The organism is Paenibacillus sp. PvR133, from assembly GCF_017833155.1.
Classification (GTDB): Bacteria; Bacillota; Bacilli; order Paenibacillales; family Paenibacillaceae; genus Paenibacillus; species Paenibacillus polymyxa_B.
In genome coordinates this window covers 2,933,564-2,950,854 of record NZ_JAFIBS010000001.1, presented here as the reverse complement: position 1 = coordinate 2,950,854, position 17,291 = coordinate 2,933,564, and the positions used below count along the sequence as shown (strand labels likewise).

Annotated in this window: 16 protein-coding genes; 2 read left to right on the top strand and 14 right to left on the bottom strand. The window is 45.3% G+C overall.

Features of this window, described 5'->3' with window-relative positions:
• Window positions 1-147 precede the first annotated feature (147 nt).
• The 5 genes from leuB to ilvB form a co-directional block, all read right to left on the bottom strand.
• Complete coding sequence (gene leuB / locus JOE49_RS12965; protein ID WP_028542967.1) at window positions 148-1,224, bottom strand: 3-isopropylmalate dehydrogenase; 1,077 nt, start codon at window positions 1,222-1,224, stop codon at window positions 148-150.
• A gap of 204 nt (window positions 1,225-1,428) precedes the next feature.
• Entirely contained in the window at window positions 1,429-2,970 is a 1,542-nt protein-coding gene (locus JOE49_RS12960) for a 2-isopropylmalate synthase (protein ID WP_025724101.1), read from the bottom strand.
• Between the two features lie 123 nt (window positions 2,971-3,093).
• Entirely contained in the window at window positions 3,094-4,086 is a 993-nt protein-coding gene (gene ilvC / locus JOE49_RS12955) for a ketol-acid reductoisomerase (RefSeq protein WP_013309387.1), read from the bottom strand.
• Between the two features lie 162 nt (window positions 4,087-4,248).
• Window positions 4,249-4,734 (bottom strand): acetolactate synthase small subunit, encoded by a 486-nt coding sequence (gene ilvN / locus JOE49_RS12950; protein WP_023987760.1) that lies wholly within the window; start codon window positions 4,732-4,734, stop codon window positions 4,249-4,251.
• Between the two features lies 1 nt (window position 4,735).
• On the bottom strand, window positions 4,736-6,481 hold the full coding sequence (ilvB, locus tag JOE49_RS12945; RefSeq protein ID WP_023987759.1) for a biosynthetic-type acetolactate synthase large subunit: 1,746 nt from the start codon (window positions 6,479-6,481) through the stop codon (window positions 4,736-4,738).
• A gap of 613 nt (window positions 6,482-7,094) precedes the next feature.
• Here ilvB and JOE49_RS12940 point away from each other — a divergent pair.
• A complete protein-coding gene (locus tag JOE49_RS12940; RefSeq protein WP_068940002.1) occupies window positions 7,095-7,535 on the top strand; it encodes a GNAT family N-acetyltransferase in 441 nt (146 codons plus the stop codon).
• Window positions 7,536-7,569: 34 nt separating this feature from the next.
• Here JOE49_RS12940 and JOE49_RS12935 read toward each other — a convergent pair whose 3' ends face one another.
• The 9 genes from JOE49_RS12935 to JOE49_RS12895 all read right to left on the bottom strand — a co-directional run bounded on the left by JOE49_RS12935 (window position 7,570) and on the right by JOE49_RS12895 (window position 16,107).
• Complete coding sequence (locus tag JOE49_RS12935) at window positions 7,570-7,917, bottom strand: hypothetical protein (RefSeq protein WP_023987757.1); 348 nt, start codon at window positions 7,915-7,917, stop codon at window positions 7,570-7,572.
• 383 nt (window positions 7,918-8,300) lie between these two features.
• The gene (locus JOE49_RS12930; protein WP_010349245.1) at window positions 8,301-9,260 is read right to left on the bottom strand and encodes an ABC transporter permease; all 960 of its coding nucleotides are present in this window, start codon (window positions 9,258-9,260) and stop codon (window positions 8,301-8,303) included.
• A gap of 1 nt (window position 9,261) precedes the next feature.
• Window positions 9,262-10,341, bottom strand: a complete 1,080-nt coding sequence (locus JOE49_RS12925; RefSeq protein WP_071558985.1) for an ABC transporter permease — start codon at window positions 10,339-10,341, stop codon at window positions 9,262-9,264.
• Window positions 10,334-11,872, bottom strand: coding sequence for an ABC transporter ATP-binding protein (locus JOE49_RS12920; protein WP_023987756.1), 1,539 nt, complete (start codon window positions 11,870-11,872; stop codon window positions 10,334-10,336). Before JOE49_RS12920 ends, JOE49_RS12925 begins: the two co-directional genes overlap by 8 nt.
• A 140-nt stretch (window positions 11,873-12,012) precedes the next feature.
• The gene (locus tag JOE49_RS12915) at window positions 12,013-13,050 is read right to left on the bottom strand and encodes a BMP family lipoprotein (RefSeq protein WP_023987755.1); all 1,038 of its coding nucleotides are present in this window, start codon (window positions 13,048-13,050) and stop codon (window positions 12,013-12,015) included.
• A 377-nt stretch (window positions 13,051-13,427) separates the two neighbouring features.
• On the bottom strand, window positions 13,428-13,787 hold the full coding sequence (gene rplT / locus JOE49_RS12910) for a 50S ribosomal protein L20 (protein ID WP_007429517.1): 360 nt from the start codon (window positions 13,785-13,787) through the stop codon (window positions 13,428-13,430).
• 52 nt (window positions 13,788-13,839) lie between these two features.
• Window positions 13,840-14,040 (bottom strand): 50S ribosomal protein L35, encoded by a 201-nt coding sequence (gene rpmI, locus JOE49_RS12905; RefSeq protein ID WP_013309379.1) that lies wholly within the window; start codon window positions 14,038-14,040, stop codon window positions 13,840-13,842.
• Between the two features lie 20 nt (window positions 14,041-14,060).
• On the bottom strand, window positions 14,061-14,558 hold the full coding sequence (infC, locus tag JOE49_RS12900; protein WP_013309378.1) for a translation initiation factor IF-3: 498 nt from the start codon (window positions 14,556-14,558) through the stop codon (window positions 14,061-14,063).
• 310 nt (window positions 14,559-14,868) lie between these two features.
• Complete coding sequence (locus tag JOE49_RS12895; RefSeq protein WP_160789010.1) at window positions 14,869-16,107, bottom strand: glycosyltransferase family 2 protein; 1,239 nt, start codon at window positions 16,105-16,107, stop codon at window positions 14,869-14,871.
• 610 nt (window positions 16,108-16,717) lie between these two features.
• Here JOE49_RS12895 and JOE49_RS12890 point away from each other — a divergent pair.
• Entirely contained in the window at window positions 16,718-17,245 is a 528-nt protein-coding gene (locus JOE49_RS12890; RefSeq protein ID WP_013309376.1) for a phosphatase PAP2 family protein, read from the top strand.
• The last annotated feature ends 46 nt before the right edge of the window (window positions 17,246-17,291 follow it).

The following is a 17,291-nucleotide window of genomic DNA, read 5'->3' as shown; positions in this document are numbered from 1 at the left end:
TATTCACATTTTGAACTTTTTGAATATACAAGTAGCTCCTGATTGCTCAGGAGCTACTGTGCCAAACATCTGCCGAAAAGGCTGTACTGTATAACCTTACTATATAATAGGAAGCTTTTTTTCAGAACGGGTACATTAACAAAGCTTTTAGCGAATAGCTGCTGCGATCAGATCGCCCATTTGAGTTGTCGAGATCGCTTGAGATTTATCCACCGCAATATCTGCCGTACGGTGCCCTGCATCCAGTACCTCAGCTACCGCTTTCTCAATGGCATCAGCTGCCTTCTCGTACCCGAAGGTGAGACGGAACATCAAAGCAACGGACAAAATCGTTGCAATGGGATTCGCCAGTCCTTGACCTGCAATGTCAGGCGCCGAGCCATGTACCGGCTCGTATAGGCCGAAGCTGCCTTGTCCAAGTGATGCGGAGGAGAGCATGCCGATGGATCCGGTCAGCATAGCCGCTTCATCACTGAGAATGTCACCAAACATATTTTCCGTCACGATGACGTCAAAGCTAGATGGACGACGCAGCAATTGCATGGCACAGTTATCGACCAATACATGCTCCAGCTCGACATCCGGGTAGTCTACAGCAACCCGGTTAACTACTTCACGCCATAAACGGGAGGTTTCCAGTACATTAGCCTTATCCACCGATGCAAGTTTTTTGCGACGTTTTTGTGCAATTTCGAAAGATTGGCGCACAATACGCTCTACTTCCGTTACATTATATGCACAAGTATCAACTGCTTCCTCACCTTGAGGACTTTCTCGTCTGAACTTCTCGCCGAAATAAATGCCGCCCGTCAGTTCGCGCACCACGATCAGGTCCGTTCCTTCCAACACTTCCGGTTTCAATGTAGATGCGTCCTTGAGGCAGTCGAAGACGACAGCAGGACGAAGATTCGAAAACAGACCGAGCTCTTTACGAATGCCCAGCAGTCCAGTTTCAGGACGAAGTTCCTTTGGATTGTTGTCCCATTGTGGTCCTCCTACCGCTCCCAGCAGAACAGCATCTGCAGATTGACATACTGCCAGTGTTTCTTCTGGCAATGGTGTGCCCTTCTTATCAATCGCAATCCCGCCGAACAGCGCATGCTCCGTTTCAAATGAAAGGCCGAACACTTCTTCCGTACGTTTCAAAATTTTTTCTGCCTCTGCGACCACTTCCGGTCCAATTCCATCTCCCGCTATTACCGCAATCTTTTTAACGTCTGCCATCACGTACACTCCTCTTGTTATACAGCTATACAACTGTATTTTTCATACCTTCTTTGTAACATACATGGCAGGGCTTTGACCAAGATATAGAATCTATCAATTCAATAGGCACAGCCTATAAGCTTGTTTTTTCATCAGAGAAAAAGAAAACAGGACCGGAAACACCCGATCCTGTATATATCCAACTCTTAAGTCTACATAAAATTAAGATTTATAATCTACGCGATTACTGTAGTTTTTACGCTTGTCGATCAAACCATTCAGCGCATCCACGTAAGCCCGAGCACTTGCTTCCAGAATATCGGTGCTTACCCCGCGTCCCTGTACAGACAGTCCGTTTTGCGTCAGTACTACATGGACTTCACCCAGAGCGTCCTTACCATGGGTAACAGACTTGATGGAGTAATCTGAAAGTACAACGCTCTCGCTGCTGGCTTGGTCAATCGCATTATAGATCGCATCGACTGAACCATTTCCTTCAGCTTCTGTCTCGATAACCTGACCTTCATCGTTAACCAGACGCACTTGTGCGGAAGGCGTAGCCTTGTTCCCATAGGTAACAAAGATGGTTTCCAGCTTGAAAACTTCAGGTGCATCGGCCAATTTTTCTTCCAGCAATGCCAAAATATCATCGTCCGAAACTTCCTTCTTCTTATCAGCCAAATCCTTGAACTGCCCAAAAGCGCGATTCAGATCTTCTTCGTTCAATTCGTAGCCCAACTCGATCAAACGCTCACGGAAAGCATGACGACCTGAGTGCTTACCGAGTACCAGTTTGCTTTCTTTCAGACCGATACTTTCTGGTGTCATGATTTCATAGGTCGTTTTCTCTTTCAGCATACCGTCTTGATGAATACCTGATTCGTGCGCAAAAGCATTGGCTCCAACAATCGCCTTGTTGCCCGGCACTACCATCCCCGTCAAACGGCTAACCAAACGGCTCGTGCGCGCAATTTCAGACAATTGCAGAGACGTTTTGGCCTGAAAAAATTCCTGTCTCGTCTCCAGTGCCATAGCGATTTCCTCAATAGCCGTGTTCCCAGCGCGTTCACCGATACCGTTAATGGTTCCCTCAATCTGATCCGCACCGTTCAGAATGGCAGCAAGTGTATTAGCGGTAGCCATTCCCAGGTCATTGTGGCAATGTGCACTCAATTGAATCTTCTCCACATCGACCACATTTTCCTTAATGTGTTTGAATATATTTCCATACTCGTAGGGTGTCAAGTAACCTACCGTATCTGGAATATTGACGACAGAAGCCCCTTCTTGTACAGCCATAGTGACCATTTCAACCACAAAATCAAGCTCTGTACGACCTGCATCCTCCAAAGAAAACTCCACTTTAGGCAAATATTTCAACCCATAGCGTATGGCAGCACGAGCGGTTTCCAATACCTGTGCCTTCTCCATCCGCAGCTTGTGCTGACGGTGAATAGGAGAAGTTGCCAAAAAGATATGGATACACGGGTCCTGAGCTCCCTTGAGTGCCTCGCGAACCGCATCAATATCCTGTTCCCTTGCACGTGAAAGGCCAATAACCGTCGAATTTTTCACAGCTTTTGCTACTGCATTAACAGCCGCCAGATCACCCGGAGAAGCAGCCGGGAATCCAGCCTCCATACGATCGATTCCCAGCTTCTCCAACTGATGAGCGATCTCCACTTTCTCACGAGTATTCAAGTTCACGCCAGGTGACTGTTCTCCGTCTCTCAACGTTGTGTCAAATATATATATTTTGCGCAACCTAACGCACCTCCTCAGGATAGGACCCTTAAATTACAATGCGGCTCACGCAATAAGCAGGGCCGCATTGTAATTAATATTTATAAATAATTCATGTTGTCGAGTTCATAGTACAAAAGATTATTACTTTTTGATCCAATGCATCATTTCACGCAATTGTCCGCCCACCACTTCAATCGGATGGTTAGCTTCATTACGACGAGTAGCCGTCAGGAATGCACGTCCAGATTGATTTTCAAGGATGAAGTCACGAGCAAATTTACCTTGTTGAATGTCAGTCAATACATCCTTCATGGCTTTCTTCGTATCTTCCGTTACCACGCGTGGTCCAGTTACATAATCGCCATATTCCGCTGTATTACTGATGGAATCACGCATCGTTGCCAATCCACCTTCATACATCAGGTCAACGATCAGCTTAAGCTCATGCAAGCATTCAAAGTATGCCATCTCAGGAGCATAACCTGCTTCAGTCAATGTTTCAAAGCCCGCTTTTACAAGTGCGCTCACGCCGCCACACAATACCGCCTGCTCACCGAACAGATCCGTCTCCGTTTCTTCACGGAAGGAGGTTTCAATTACGCCCGCACGTGTACAGCCAATGCCTTTTGCGTAAGCAAGACCGATTTCTTTGGCTTGACCCGTTGCATCCTGCTCAATTGCGATCAACCCCGGTACCCCAAACCCTTCTACATAGGTACGACGTACCATATGTCCTGGGGATTTTGGAGCAACCAGCAATACATCGCTATCTTTAGGAGCTACGATTTGTCCAAAATGAACGTTGAAACCATGGGAGAACAAAAGAGCTGCGCCTTTTTTCAGGTTAGGTTCAATTTCATTTTTGTACACAGAAGCTTGAGTTTCATCAGGTAACAAAATTTGAACCACATCTGCACGGCTTGTTGCATCAGCTACGTTCAGAACTTCGAAACCGTCGTTTCTTGCGACATCAGCTGATTTGCCTTCACGCAAACCAATAACAACATTCACACCACTGTCACGCAAGTTTTGTGCCTGAGCATGTCCTTGGCTACCGTAACCGATAACGGCCACTGTCTTTCCTTTCAATACGCTGAGTTCTGCATCTTTTTCGTAGTACGTTGTAACTGCCATGGTTAATTTCCTCCTTTTAATTGGACCCTTCATAATGAGCGGGTACTCCAAGAGACTTCCCTCGTGATTAGTATCTAAAAATCTCTTCGAGCCCCCGCTCTTATGCGGGCGGTTCTTTATTGATGTAATGCGCTATAAGCGGTAATTCGTTAAAGCTCCATATTAAGCATTGCCACGTATCATAGCTGTAACCCCGGTTCGAGTCAACTCCCGAATACCGTAAGGCTTCAACAACTCGATCATGGCATCAATTTTTTCTGTATCGCCAATGACCTGTACGATCAAGCTCGTCGTTCCAACATCAATTACAGCTGCTCTGAATGTTTCTACCACGCCCATGATCTCTGGCCGCTGAGGCGGTTCTGCCTTTACCTTTATCATCGCCAATTCCCGAGCTACCATCGGCTTGGAACTGAGATCAATGACCTTGATCACATCAACCAGCTTGTAAAGCTGCTTTTCAATCTGCTCCAGGTTGTTCTCATCCCCTACAGTCACAATGACCATACGGGATAATCCAACTTCTTCCGATTGTCCCACAGTTATGCTCTCAATGTTAAAGCCTCGGCGACCGAACAGGCCGGACACACGTTGCAAAACGCCGGGTTGATCATTTACCAGTACAGCAATGGTATTTTTTGTTGTCATTTTACTCGTCCCCCATCAGCATTTGATCAATTGTCGAACCTTGCGTCACCATCGGATATACATTCTCTTCCTTGCTGACTACAAACTCGACAACGACCGGTCCGGGTGTATCAAGCGCCTCCTGCCAAGCCCGACGTGCCTCTTCCTTATTCGTAGCACGCAGCCCTTTGACACCGTATGCTTCGGCAAGTTTCACAAAATCCGGACTTCCAGCCAGGTCAATGTGACTATACCGATTGTCATAGATCAATTCCTGCCATTGGCGAACCATTCCAAGCACCTGGTTGTTGATAATAACGATTTTAACCGGAATGTTATTGATTGCACAGATGGCTAATTCCTGCGAACACATCTGCATACCGCCGTCCCCGTTAATCGATATTACTAATCTGTCGGGATTGGCCATCTGAGCACCGATTGCAGAAGGGAAACCAAATCCCATCGTACCGAGTCCACCAGAGGTGACCCATGAGCGTGGCTGATTGAATTTGTAATACTGCGCTGCCCACATTTGATGCTGTCCCACGTCCGTCGTTACGATTGCGCCGCCCTTGGTCGTTTCATCCAACAACTCAACAACCCATTGTGGTTTAAGCACCGTTTCAGAATCCTTATAAGAATAAGGTTTCTCATTCTTCCAATGCTGAATTTGTGCTCTCCATGCATCAGCTCGATCCGCGCGTTTCACATCCTGATTCAGCAATTCCAGCACTGCCTTCACATCACCCACGATAGGAATATCCGCTGCAACATTTTTTCCAATTTCAGCAGGGTCGATATCAATGTGGACGATTTTAGCTTGAGGAGCAAACCCATCCAACTTGCCTGTTACCCGATCATCGAAGCGGGCTCCGATACAGATCAACAGATCTGACTGTTGAATCGCCTGATTGGAGGTGTATGTTCCATGCATCCCCGGCATCCCCGTCCACAGTTCATGTCCACTTGGGAAACCACCCAATCCGAGCAATGTTGTCGTAATAGGAATTTCCGTTTTACGAACAAACTCGTAAAGTGCTTCATGTCCACCGGAGTATACAACTCCTCCACCTGCCAGAATGAATGGACGTTCTGCTTCGGAAATAGCTTGAGTTAGCTTGTCTAGTTGAATTTTGTTGGGCAGCACTTTCGGGTTATAACCCCGCATGGTCACTGGTCCCGTTTGTGGAACGAACAACGTCTGGGCTGCGGAAATATCCTTCGGAATATCAATCAGCACCGGTCCCTTCCGCCCTGTGTTGGCAATATGAAATGCCTCATGGATGATTCGCGGCAGATCCTCTACATCTCTTACCAGATAGCTGTGCTTCGTAATCGGCATTGTAATTCCCGTGATATCGGCTTCCTGGAAAGCATCCGTACCGATCAGGGAAGATATAACGTTACCCGTGATGACCACCAACGGCACCGAATCCATAAAAGCCGTCGCAATACCAGTTACCAGGTTTGTCGCTCCAGGTCCGGAAGTCGCGATACATACGCCCACTTTACCGCTCGCCCGTGCATAACCATCTGCCGCATGAATAGCTCCTTGCTCGTGACGAGTGAGGACATGCTTGAAATCCTTAAAGCCATACATGGCATCATAGATATAAAGCACTGCACCACCTGGATATCCGAAGACACAATCTACTCCCTCCAGCAACAGGCTACGGAGTAAAATTTCCGAACCTGTAATCACTTCAGGCTTCATCCACTTTTCACGTAATTCATTGGTTGACCTAACTTCAGGAATTTGTGCACTCATTGGTCATCCTCCTTTACAAAATTTACATACATCTGACATTTGTAAAAACAAAAAAACCTTTCATCCCTAGAACAGACTTGCTGTTACTGAGGGACGAAAGGCTGTAGCTTCCGTGGTACCACCCGTGTTTGCCCGATATTTCGCAATATCGAACCTTGGCAGGTACAGAAATCGCAAAGGATCTCCATATCTGGCGTCTGTAACGTAGACCGTACGATTTTCCCTAATAGGTGATTCAGCGCACCGTTAATATCATCGGGCCCAAATACTTTTCAGGAAAACAGCTCCAAGGTGAGCTCGTTAAAAAGGGATTTTGGTGAAGCTTGCAGCTAATGCCTCACTCTCTGAACAAAAGAGCCCTAATCACTTCGTCCTCTTCATTGCCGTTGAGTTCATGTCATTCTTTCAAATGTTTAGACACATTATATGTCTCTCATCTGGGATAGTCAATACCCATATTTCATAAAAATTTATGTTTCTTTTCTGAAGCACCTCAGAGTCGCACGCTTGTAAGAGGTACCCGCATATTATAAAAAAGACCACACGGTGAGACAGTGTACTCCTCCAAAGCCACGTCTTATCTTGTTAAAAGGGTAGAAAAGGAGGCCCGTTTATGATTCGAAAACGCAGCTCTCAAGATGACACCATCATCTTTCGCCTAATCGAGCAAGAGCTTGTCCCCCTATCGCATTTAAGTGCCCAAGAAATGGAACAAATACGCAAAGAATTACCCCGGCGCTTAAACCGGGGCATCACTTTTGTAGCTTGCAGACCGGATAATGCACAGGTTGTTGGCTTCATTCATGTTATGCTGCATGGCGAACTATTATACATTGATTTGATCGCAATCTCTTCGGCTCATCAAGGTATGCGATACGGAAAAAAACTGCTGGAGCATGCCGAACACTACGGACGACTACGTCGCTGCAAGCGGGCTAAAGTTATGGTGGACGAAGACAATATCAGGGGGATCCATTTTTATCTGCGTCATCAATATCAAATACTGCGATACGTAGCTCTGAGCCGATGCCATGAACTCGAAAAGTCACTGTAAAAAGTATCTTTTTCGGGCTCAAAATTTTGTATGACTAAAATAAATTAGGGTAATACGGATATCCTACTCCGGGGTATCCCCCGTCTGTATACGGGCCTGGCTGCGGACCATATCCTGGTCCTCCATAACCTGGACCGTAGCCTCCATATCCCCCACCATAGGCACCAATGTATGGAGCTGTGCCGATGGCAAGCAAGTCAAACAGCACCAGAGGAATAATCGCCTTCGTGTTTACCTTTTTCTTGCGGTTTGGTTGAAGAACCAGTCGGTTACCCGAAATGCGAATCAGCTTGCCGCTGACCTGGGAACCATCCTTACGAGTAGCAAAGATGACTTTGCCGACAAGCTTCTCCACCTGCTTTCTGGTTACTGCCTGTTTCATCGTATTTCCTCCTTCTTTCTCAACGGATGGACAGATTGAACGGCTCCTTGATAGCTCATCACCACCAAAAATAGACCGGAGCTGACAGGGGCCGAGCGTCCCGTCCAATCTGCATAGCACAGTCTATTCCATTCATGCCAGTAGCGTATGTTTAAATGCCTGCACAATATAAAAAAATCTGGTACCTGCACATGCAGATACCAGATTTTTTATACACCAGGATTTTGCGAAATTCGATTCCAGTCGCTCCGAAGTGCAAGATATAGACGAACTAAACCATTTCGATCTATATCTTGTTCACTGGAAGTCGCTTATGGGATTTTTGCAAAATCCTCACACCAATGTACATTTTTCAAAACATGCGCATTAGCTGTCTATAAGTTTTAACGCTTGCTTGGATCATAAAGTTGACCTAAAGCGGCCGGAGCGCGTGAACGTCCGACAGCCGCTACCAGTACAATAATCGTCAGGAGATACGGCAACATAAAAATAATTTCCTGGGGAATACTTTGCGACCATGCGAACAGCTGCACATAGTTGCGAATGGCTTGTGAAAAACCAAAAAACACTGCTGCGCCAAAAGCGCCAAGCGGATTCCATTTACCGAAAATCATAGCGGCAATAGCAATATATCCCTGCCCCGAAACTGTATTGTGCGAGAACATGTTGGTTGTAGTCAGAGTAATTGTAGCTCCACCAATCCCAGCCAACGCCCCACTGATCATAACGCCAATATAACGAAGACGATTTACTTTAATACCCACTGTATCGGCCGCTCCTGGATGCTCCCCAACGGAACGCAAACGCAAGCCAAACGGTGTTTTATACAAAGTAAAATAGCCAATAATAACTAATAGAATGGCTAAATATGTCGTTGGGTAAGCTTGGAAAAAGGCTTTTCCTGCAATCGGGATATCCACAAGGTAAGGGATGGATATTTCGTTAAAACCCTGAATCCGACCGGTGTCACCATCTCCCTCAAATAAAAGCTTAACCATGTACAGTGTACTACCTGCTGCCAGAAAGTTAATAACTATACCGCTTATAACCTGATCGGCTTTAAACGTAATAGAGGCTACAGCATGAATTAGCGAAACCAAAATACCGAACACGGCAGCTGACAGCACACCTACCCAAGCCGCAGAGGTGCCTCCTAGTCCAGCTTGCTCGGCATAAAATCCGCCAACACCCGCTGCAAACGCTCCAAATACCATAAGTCCTTCCAACCCGAGGTTCGTTACACCGGATTTTTCTGAAAAAACTCCGCCGAGAGACGCAAAAATAATCGCCGTCGCAAAAACGAGCGTTGTATGGATTAATTCACCAAGTGTTAACCAACTCATTTTACAACACCTTCTCTTTCTTACGCTTGGAGTAGAGCGGCTTCACAACCCAACGTACAATACCTTGGGCCGCAATGAAGAAAATAATCGAGCCAATGACAACCCGGATAATCTCGGGCGGTACATCTGCGCTAAAGCTCATCCCCGCAGAACCATACGTAAGCGTTCCGAACAAAACAGAACCGAGCAGCACACCGAATGGGTTATTCATCCCAATCAGAGCTACAGCGATACCATCAAAACCCGTTCCCGGTGATCCTGCCATGACAGATTGATAATGGAATACTCCCAGCACTTCAAAGGCGCCTGCCAATCCGGCAAAAACCCCACTAATAAACATCGCTTTTATGATATTACGATTTACATTCATACCTGCATAACGGGATGCATCCTGATTAAATCCGACAGCCCGAAGCTCATAGCCCTGCTTTGTTTTCCACATGAAAATGTAGAAAAAGACTGCTGCCAGCACAGCAATAACTGTGCCCCAATGTACCCGAGCATTCCCCATCATCTGGGACAGCCATTCGATGGAAATTGAAGCAGAAGGCTGGATATTCACAGAACGATTTTCACCATCCATAAGTGCGAACTGATTGATCACCAAATTAGCCAAATACAGACCGATCCAGTTCATCATAATACATGTAATAACTTCATTAACGCCTCGTTTGGCCTTCAAATAGCCAGCAATCGCAGCCCACAGACCTCCGAAAACTGCACCTGCAATTACAGCTAACGGTGCATGAATGATAGCTGGCAACCCATGAAGTTTAATGCCCACAATCGAAGCAGCTGTCATACCTACCAGAAACTGACCTTCGCCGCCGATATTAAACAAACCGGCGCGGGCCGCAAAAGCAAATGCCAACCCCGTTAAAATCAGCGGAGTCATCTCACGGATAGCCTCTCCAAAGTTGTAGGAATCTCCGTATACACGGCTAAACAAAGCAGAATAGGCCACAATAGGGTCATACCCGCCAATCAGCATCACAATAGCACCCAGAAGGAGACCCAAAATAATAGAGACCAGCGCTAGTACAAAGGAGTCTTTTGTGAATATTTTCAATAGATTAGCCATTCTCTACTCCTTTCTTCACTGCACTTCCTGCCATCATCAGTCCCAGTTCCTGGTCATTCGTTTCTTCTGGCAGCACTTCCCCGACAATCTTGCCCTCATAGATGACAGCAATTCGGTCGGATACATTCATAATCTCGTCCAGTTCAAAAGATATGAGCAACACAGCTTTACCTTGGTCCCGTTGGGCAATCAGTTGTTTCTGGACAAATTCAATAGCTCCGACATCCAGACCGCGTGTAGGCTGTGCTGCAATGAGAAGGTCTGGATTTTTATCAATTTCACGCGCAATGATAGCCTTCTGCTGGTTCCCACCAGATAGTGCTCTTGCCTTCGTGTGAATATCCGGTGTTCTTACATCAAACTTTTCGATAAGACTTTTGGCCTGTTTCTCTATAGCATCTTTGTTCAAGAAGCCATTTTTACTGTAAGGCGCCTGGTAATACGTCTCCAGCACCATATTTTCACTCATAGAAAAATCGAGCACCAACCCATGCTTATGACGGTCCTCCGGTATATGTGAAACGCCTGCCTCTGAAATTTTGCGTGGTGGCTGATTGGCCACCTCTTGTCCGAGCAAACGAATGCTCCCACCATCCACCTTGCGTAAGCCTGTCAAAGCTTCGATCAGCTCACTCTGTCCATTGCCATCTACTCCGGCAATCCCCAAAATCTCGCCCGCCTTGACCTGAAGGTTCAACTCATTTAGAACATTAATGCCATCCTTGTTTTTAGAAATTACATTGTTCATTTCCAGTACCGTCTGTCCTGGTTGCGCAAGCTGCTTGTCCACTTTAAAGGACACACGACGGCCCACCATTTTCTCAGCCAGCTCATTTGGGGTTGTTTCAGACGTCTTGACTGTATCAATAACCTGACCTCTGCGAATGATCGTAACCGTATCTGCAATTTGCATGATTTCTTTAAGTTTATGAGTAATAAGAATAATTGATTTGCCTTCAGCGACCAAGCGCTTCATAATGTCCAGCAACTCAGTGATCTCTTGTGGTGTCAGTACAGCTGTAGGCTCATCGAAAATCAGAATATCTGCACCGCGATAGAGCGTTTTAATAATTTCTACACGTTGCTGCATACCAACAGATATATCCTCAATTTTGGCATTCGGATTTACCTGAAGGCCGTACTGCTCAGACAACCGCTGTACTTCTGCGGCAGCCTTTTTATAATTGATTTTCAGACCCTTACGTGGCTCCGAGCCCAGGACAATATTTTCGGTCACGGTAAACGGCTGTACGAGTTTAAAATGCTGATGCACCATGCCAATCCCCAGATCAATCGCCTTATTTGGACTATCAATCTGTACGGGTTTACCTCCGATTTCAATTGTCCCTTCATCCGGCTGATACAGTCCGAAAAGAATATTCATAAGCGTAGATTTACCCGCGCCATTCTCACCCAAAAGGGCATGAATTTCTCCCTTATGCAGCTTGATGCTGATGGAGTCGTTGGCAACGATGCCGGGGAATCGTTTTGTAATTTGCTTTAACTCAACGACGGGGGTCGCTGCATCCATGAGATCACCCTTATACACTTTATAGTATGTGCTCCAATGAGCTGATTTTGCCCGTTATAATCCATATAACTCCAGACGTAAGAACAAGGCTAGTCTTATGAACCAGCCTTGTCGCCACCTATATGTTCTTCAAGCCAAACTTATTTCGAAGGAACTGTAATTTCGCCCTTAATAATTTTTTGCTTGTATTGTTCTACAAGATCAAGCACGTCTTTAGGTACGTTTTTCGTTGATGTGTCTGCCAAACCAATACCATTATCCTTCAGAGCCAGTGTCTCGACACCGCCCTTAAATTTACCGTCAATCACTTCTTTAGATACGCGTTTTACAGCTTCATCTACACGTTTTACCATCGAAGTCAATGTTACGTCGTCACCAAACTCAAGCGATTGGTCTTTATCTACGCCAATAACCCATACTTGCTGCCCTTGTTGCTTACGTGCGAGTGCTTCGTTAAATACACCTGTACCAGATCCGCCAGCTGCATGGAAAATAATATCCGCACCGCTGTTATAGATCGTCGCAGCTGCTGCTTTACCCAGGTCCGGCTTATCAAATGCACCTGTGTAGTTAACTTCCAATTTTGCATTTGGATTTACAGCTTTAATTCCTGCTTCGAATCCTTTTTCAAAACGTTTGATCAACGGGCTGTCTTGTCCACCCACAAAACCAATTTTGTTTGTTTTGGTAAGTTTACCAGCTACAACCCCCACCAAGAAGGAACCTTCATTTTCAGCAAAAACAACCGATTTCACGTTAGGCGCATCCACGACACTGTCAATGATCGCCAAGTTTTTGCTTGGGTTGTCTTTCGCTACTTGTCCAATCGCATTCGCCAGATTAAAACCGATTCCCCAAGTCAAGTTAAAATCACCCTTAACAAATTGGTTCAGGTTAGGAATATAATCTTGATCGGATTTACTTTGCAGGTATTTAACTTTAGCGCCTGATTCTTTCTCAGTGGCTTGTAGTGCCTCCCAAGCAGATTGGTTAAACGATTTGTCGTTTACTCCACCCACATCTGTAACCATGCCAATTTGGACATTCGATGTTTTGGCAGAACCACCTGTGTCTCCACCATTTGCGTTGGACGCACCTTGATTTTTGTTACCGCAGCCTGCGAGAATGACCGAGATCGCCAGCAGCATAACCAAAGACATACTGAACATTTTCTTCATGCTGATACTGTTCCCCCTTAGTGTTAGATCCCTGGACTGTCTCTTTTCTTTGAACATGTACATGCTCATGCATGCCATTTACTGACGAGACAGATCGTACAGAAGACTTACTTTAGAGATTATACAATTATGATCGGCTAAAATCTAGACAATTAATAACCTTGGGTCAATTTTTTTTAAAGTTCCATCAATGTAAGCGCTGCAAAGTTAAAAAAAACATACATTCTTCCATCTCACGTCATATTTATTCGTATTTTGGAGAAAACGAAGTGTTTACCGTAACATTGAGTATGTACAAAAAAAGGCATCCCTACACAGCGTACTGCTTGGGATACCTTTTTACCACTTTCGCGGTTTCCACGCTTCATTATTAATAATTAAGCGTTGATTTTGCCTTTAGCAACAGTTGCCAAAGAGTTGAATGCATTAATATCATTGACTGCAAGATCAGCCAAGATTTTGCGGTTAATGTCCACACCAGCCAATTTCAGGCCGTGCATCAATTTGCTGTAAGACAAACCGTTCAAACGAGCTGCTGCGTTGATACGCACGATCCACAGTCTGCGGAAGTTACGTTTCGTCTGACGACGGTCACGGTATGCGTAAACAAGCGATTTCATTACCTGCTCGTTAGCTGTTTTAAAAATGCGGTGTTTGGAACCAAAATAACCTTTAGCAAGCTTCAATACTTTTTTATGACGACGACGAACGACGAATCCGCCCTTTACTCTTGCCATATCAATAGACCTCCCAAATAATGTTTATACTTCATTCATTGCAGTGCTAGTGCTATTTCAGGTTAGCAAGACCTTGTTTCAGACGTTTAACGTCCCCAGGTGCCATCTCAGGGTTAGTACCCAGAACGCGTTTTGCACGTTTGGATTTGTGGGAAAGCAAATGGTTTTTGTAAGCTTTGTAACGCATTACTTTACCAGTACCGGTAATTTTGAAGCGGCCTTTAAGGCTGCTATGTGTTTTCATTTTAGGCATTGAACTTCCTCCTTAATTTGTCATTGACTCTTTGGAGCCAATATCATAATCATGCTGCGTCCTTCGAGCTTGGGTTGGCGCTCCACGGTACAAAGATCAGCAACTTCCAATTTCACACGTTCGAGAATTTTTTGACCCACATTAGCATGAGTAATTTCACGACCGCGGAAACGAACGGAGCATTTCACCTTGTCCCCTTCATTCAGGAACTTCACCACATTGCGAAACTTGGTTTGGTAGTCATGTTCCTCGATGTTGGAACGGAACCATACCTCTTTGATGTCAACGATCTTCTGGTTTTTACGGGCTTCCTTTTCTTTCTTCTGTTGCTCATAGCGGAATTTTCCGTAATCCATAATCCGACACACGGGCGGCTTCGCTTGAGGCGCCACGTTCACGAGATCCAAGTTTGCGTCAATCGCCATTTGCAAAGCTTCACGCGTCGGTGTAATCCCGATTTGTTCCCCATTCGCACCAACTAGACGTACTTCTCTCACCCGAATCTCATCATTGATCATATGTTCCTTACTAATAACCCTCCACCTCCAGAACCTGTTATTGTTGTATTGTGTTTAAGCACAAAAAAGGGATGACGACTACACAGCCGACATCCCTGTCTGATACTCAATTCATCATGAAAGTTCAATTCACAAATCATTGGATCATGACCAGCCGGCAATACCGGGCAGGTGAGAAGTCGGACCTTCTACTTGTTAATCCATACTTTTCAATTAACATACTCGAATATCTTATCACGGTGCAATCGAGGTGTCAACCCTTTAATGAAAAATGAATGACACCGATCTTCAGTCCTATTTCACCGTCCAATTAACCTTGCTTACTCTGAACCTCTTCCAAGCGAACGACACGCGTATGCTGGGTATGGCTCCATTGCTTATTGTTCTGTGTAAAGAACGCATAGAACGTAATCGGATACCACGAAACCAAATATACCGGGAATAGCAGCAGGTAAAGATATACTTTTTTGAACGTGACCTTTTCCAAAATCATCGCGATCACAAAGGTAGCAATATTCAGACCCACAGCTATAACACCGGTCCAAGCCGGGAATTGCACATAAATATTTTCGATATTAGGTCCACCAAATAACACAATATCTATCCACATCGCTACTGTCATCAAGAAGGTGAGCAGTACGATATACACGTTCAGACCATAAAGAGCCATATCGAATTTAATCAGGCTTCTCTGCTTGATACTTTGCCACAGCAACGGGAAGAAATAACGACGAGCTACCGTAAAGTGACCTTGCATCCAGCGCAGACGCTGTCTGGACGAAGCTTTGAACGTCAACGGCTTTTCATCATATACCTTGGCATCGTAATTAAATCTTGGATATACGTTGCGTTGTGTGCAGCGCATGGTGAATTCCAAATCCTCTACCAGACTTGTCGCACCCCAGCCCATTTCCTTAAGCAGATTTGTTTCAAAGCACATGCCTGTACCACCGAGGAAATTAGCCATGTTCAGATTGTGACGTGACAGCTGCCACAAACGGTTGATGTACCAATAAGATACCCCGTATGCCGCTGTAATCCAAGAATCCTCAGGATTCTTAGTATCAATGTACCCCTGAATAACACGGGCACCTGTACACAGATCATTGTTCATTTCACTCAAGAAATTGGTATGCGCCAAATTGTCAGCATCAAACATGACAATAGCATCATATTGGCGCGGCATAGCCCATAATTCCTTAAGCATCCACTCAATAGCGTAGCCTTTACCACGCAGATTCGGATTCGTACGTTCACAAGCATTCATGCCGTGAGCGCGAACGATGTCCGCAGTCTTATCTGTACAGTTATCACAGATTACGAACACATCGTAAAGTTCCTTCGGATAATCAAGTTGCTTCAAATTTTCCATCAATGCTCCGACAACCTGTTCTTCATTGTGGGCAGCGACTAAAATGGCAAATGATTTTTCTGGAGCTGCGTGCTCTTTCCTTTTCTTGCGAACCAATCCGAACAAGGAGAATGCAAACTGATAGACTGCGATCACCGCCAGTATGATCTGGAGCGTCACGAAAATAGCGTCTAACATGATCTCTTGTTACCCCCTTTTTATACCCCTTAAAATCTTGCGTTTGTTTGTTTTCTATCTGTGTAGCGCAAGTTGCGGCGCTTTGCGCGCCTTTTCTGTAGTTTTTGACCCGACCCTTGCTTTCTTCATTGGCTGTGCGCAGCCCCCTTTTGGCTGACACAGGAATGCCATTACGATTTTCGTTGGTTTTCAATCTTTTGTCAAAGCCCTTAAACCGGTCTCAGCAGCAAAAAAACACAACAAACCCCCGTTTGAACCGGGAATGCGGCGCTGGGCTTCTCATTCATGACGCTTAGGTCTTATTTTCATCCATTTGCTAACTTTTTATTTCTTTGGTCCCTCCTTTTTGTGGGCCAATTAGCAACCACTTCTAAACACTCTATCTTATTAGACGGATGAACGCAAAGAAAGTTATACAATTCGGCTTATATTCCATTAACATTTCTGTGTAGAATTGAACCAAGTAATTTATGAATATTTAGTGATTCTTGAAATGAACAGCGTTTAAAAATATGATGAGAGCAAGAGAATAATTACTTATGGTCTGATTATGTCAAAATGACTCAAAATATTTGCCGACTGACCTGAACCGGCAACCGGAGGAAACCAAATGCAACGTCTAGTCGTAAAACTTGTAAATCTGGAGCAGCAGTTGTTCAAATGGATCAACGGACGCTTACACAACCGTTTTTTGAACTTCTGGCTTTATTATCTCACACATTTAGGTGGGGCTACCTTTACTATAGCCTCCACACTCCTTATTTGGTGGCTCGCTCCGAATCCGTGGAAAGATTCCGGTATGAAGGGAGCCATCGCTCTCGGGGTCAGTCACATCCCCGTAGCTATCGTTAAAAGGCTGTATCCGCGGATTCGCCCGTATTTGGCGCTACCAGGTACAAATACATTCCGCAACCCCTTGTCGGACCATTCTTTTCCCTCAGGGCACACGACAGCTATTTTTTCAGCTACCGTGCCTTTTATGCTACAGTCACCGATGCTAACACTGCTGCTGTTGCCTGTAGCAACAATTGTAGGTTTTTCTCGGATTTATCTGGGTCTCCACTACCCAACGGATGTACTCGCAGGAGCGGTCATCGGAACGTCTGCAGCAATAGGAACGGTTGCATTCTGGCCTTAAAGCCGATATGGTATGATTGAGAACATCCCAGCAGGAACAGGTGAAA

Excerpts from the sequence above, each read along its gene's own strand:
- rplT (WP_007429517.1), bottom strand. The coding sequence starts at position 13,787 with ATGGCAAGAGTAAAGGGCGGATTCGTCGTTCGTCGTCGTCATAAAAAA.
- leuB (WP_028542967.1), bottom strand. The coding sequence starts at position 1,224 with ATGGCAGACGTTAAAAAGATTGCGGTAATAGCGGGAGATGGAATTGGA.
- infC (WP_013309378.1), bottom strand. The coding sequence starts at position 14,558 with ATGATCAATGATGAGATTCGGGTGAGAGAAGTACGTCTAGTTGGTGCG.
- JOE49_RS12920 (WP_023987756.1), bottom strand. The coding sequence starts at position 11,872 with ATGGATGCAGCGACCCCCGTCGTTGAGTTAAAGCAAATTACAAAACGA.
- JOE49_RS12895 (WP_160789010.1), bottom strand. The coding sequence starts at position 16,107 with ATGTTAGACGCTATTTTCGTGACGCTCCAGATCATACTGGCGGTGATC.
- JOE49_RS12930 (WP_010349245.1), bottom strand. The coding sequence starts at position 9,260 with ATGAGTTGGTTAACACTTGGTGAATTAATCCATACAACGCTCGTTTTT.
- JOE49_RS12925 (WP_071558985.1), bottom strand. The coding sequence starts at position 10,341 with ATGGCTAATCTATTGAAAATATTCACAAAAGACTCCTTTGTACTAGCG.
- ilvN (WP_023987760.1), bottom strand. The coding sequence starts at position 4,734 with ATGACAACAAAAAATACCATTGCTGTACTGGTAAATGATCAACCCGGC.
- ilvC (WP_013309387.1), bottom strand. The coding sequence starts at position 4,086 with ATGGCAGTTACAACGTACTACGAAAAAGATGCAGAACTCAGCGTATTG.
- ilvB (WP_023987759.1), bottom strand. The coding sequence starts at position 6,481 with ATGAGTGCACAAATTCCTGAAGTTAGGTCAACCAATGAATTACGTGAA.
- JOE49_RS12915 (WP_023987755.1), bottom strand. The coding sequence starts at position 13,050 with ATGAAGAAAATGTTCAGTATGTCTTTGGTTATGCTGCTGGCGATCTCG.
- rpmI (WP_013309379.1), bottom strand. The coding sequence starts at position 14,040 with ATGCCTAAAATGAAAACACATAGCAGCCTTAAAGGCCGCTTCAAAATT.
- JOE49_RS12940 (WP_068940002.1), top strand. The coding sequence starts at position 7,095 with ATGATTCGAAAACGCAGCTCTCAAGATGACACCATCATCTTTCGCCTA.
- JOE49_RS12890 (WP_013309376.1), top strand. The coding sequence starts at position 16,718 with ATGCAACGTCTAGTCGTAAAACTTGTAAATCTGGAGCAGCAGTTGTTC.
- JOE49_RS12935 (WP_023987757.1), bottom strand. The coding sequence starts at position 7,917 with ATGAAACAGGCAGTAACCAGAAAGCAGGTGGAGAAGCTTGTCGGCAAA.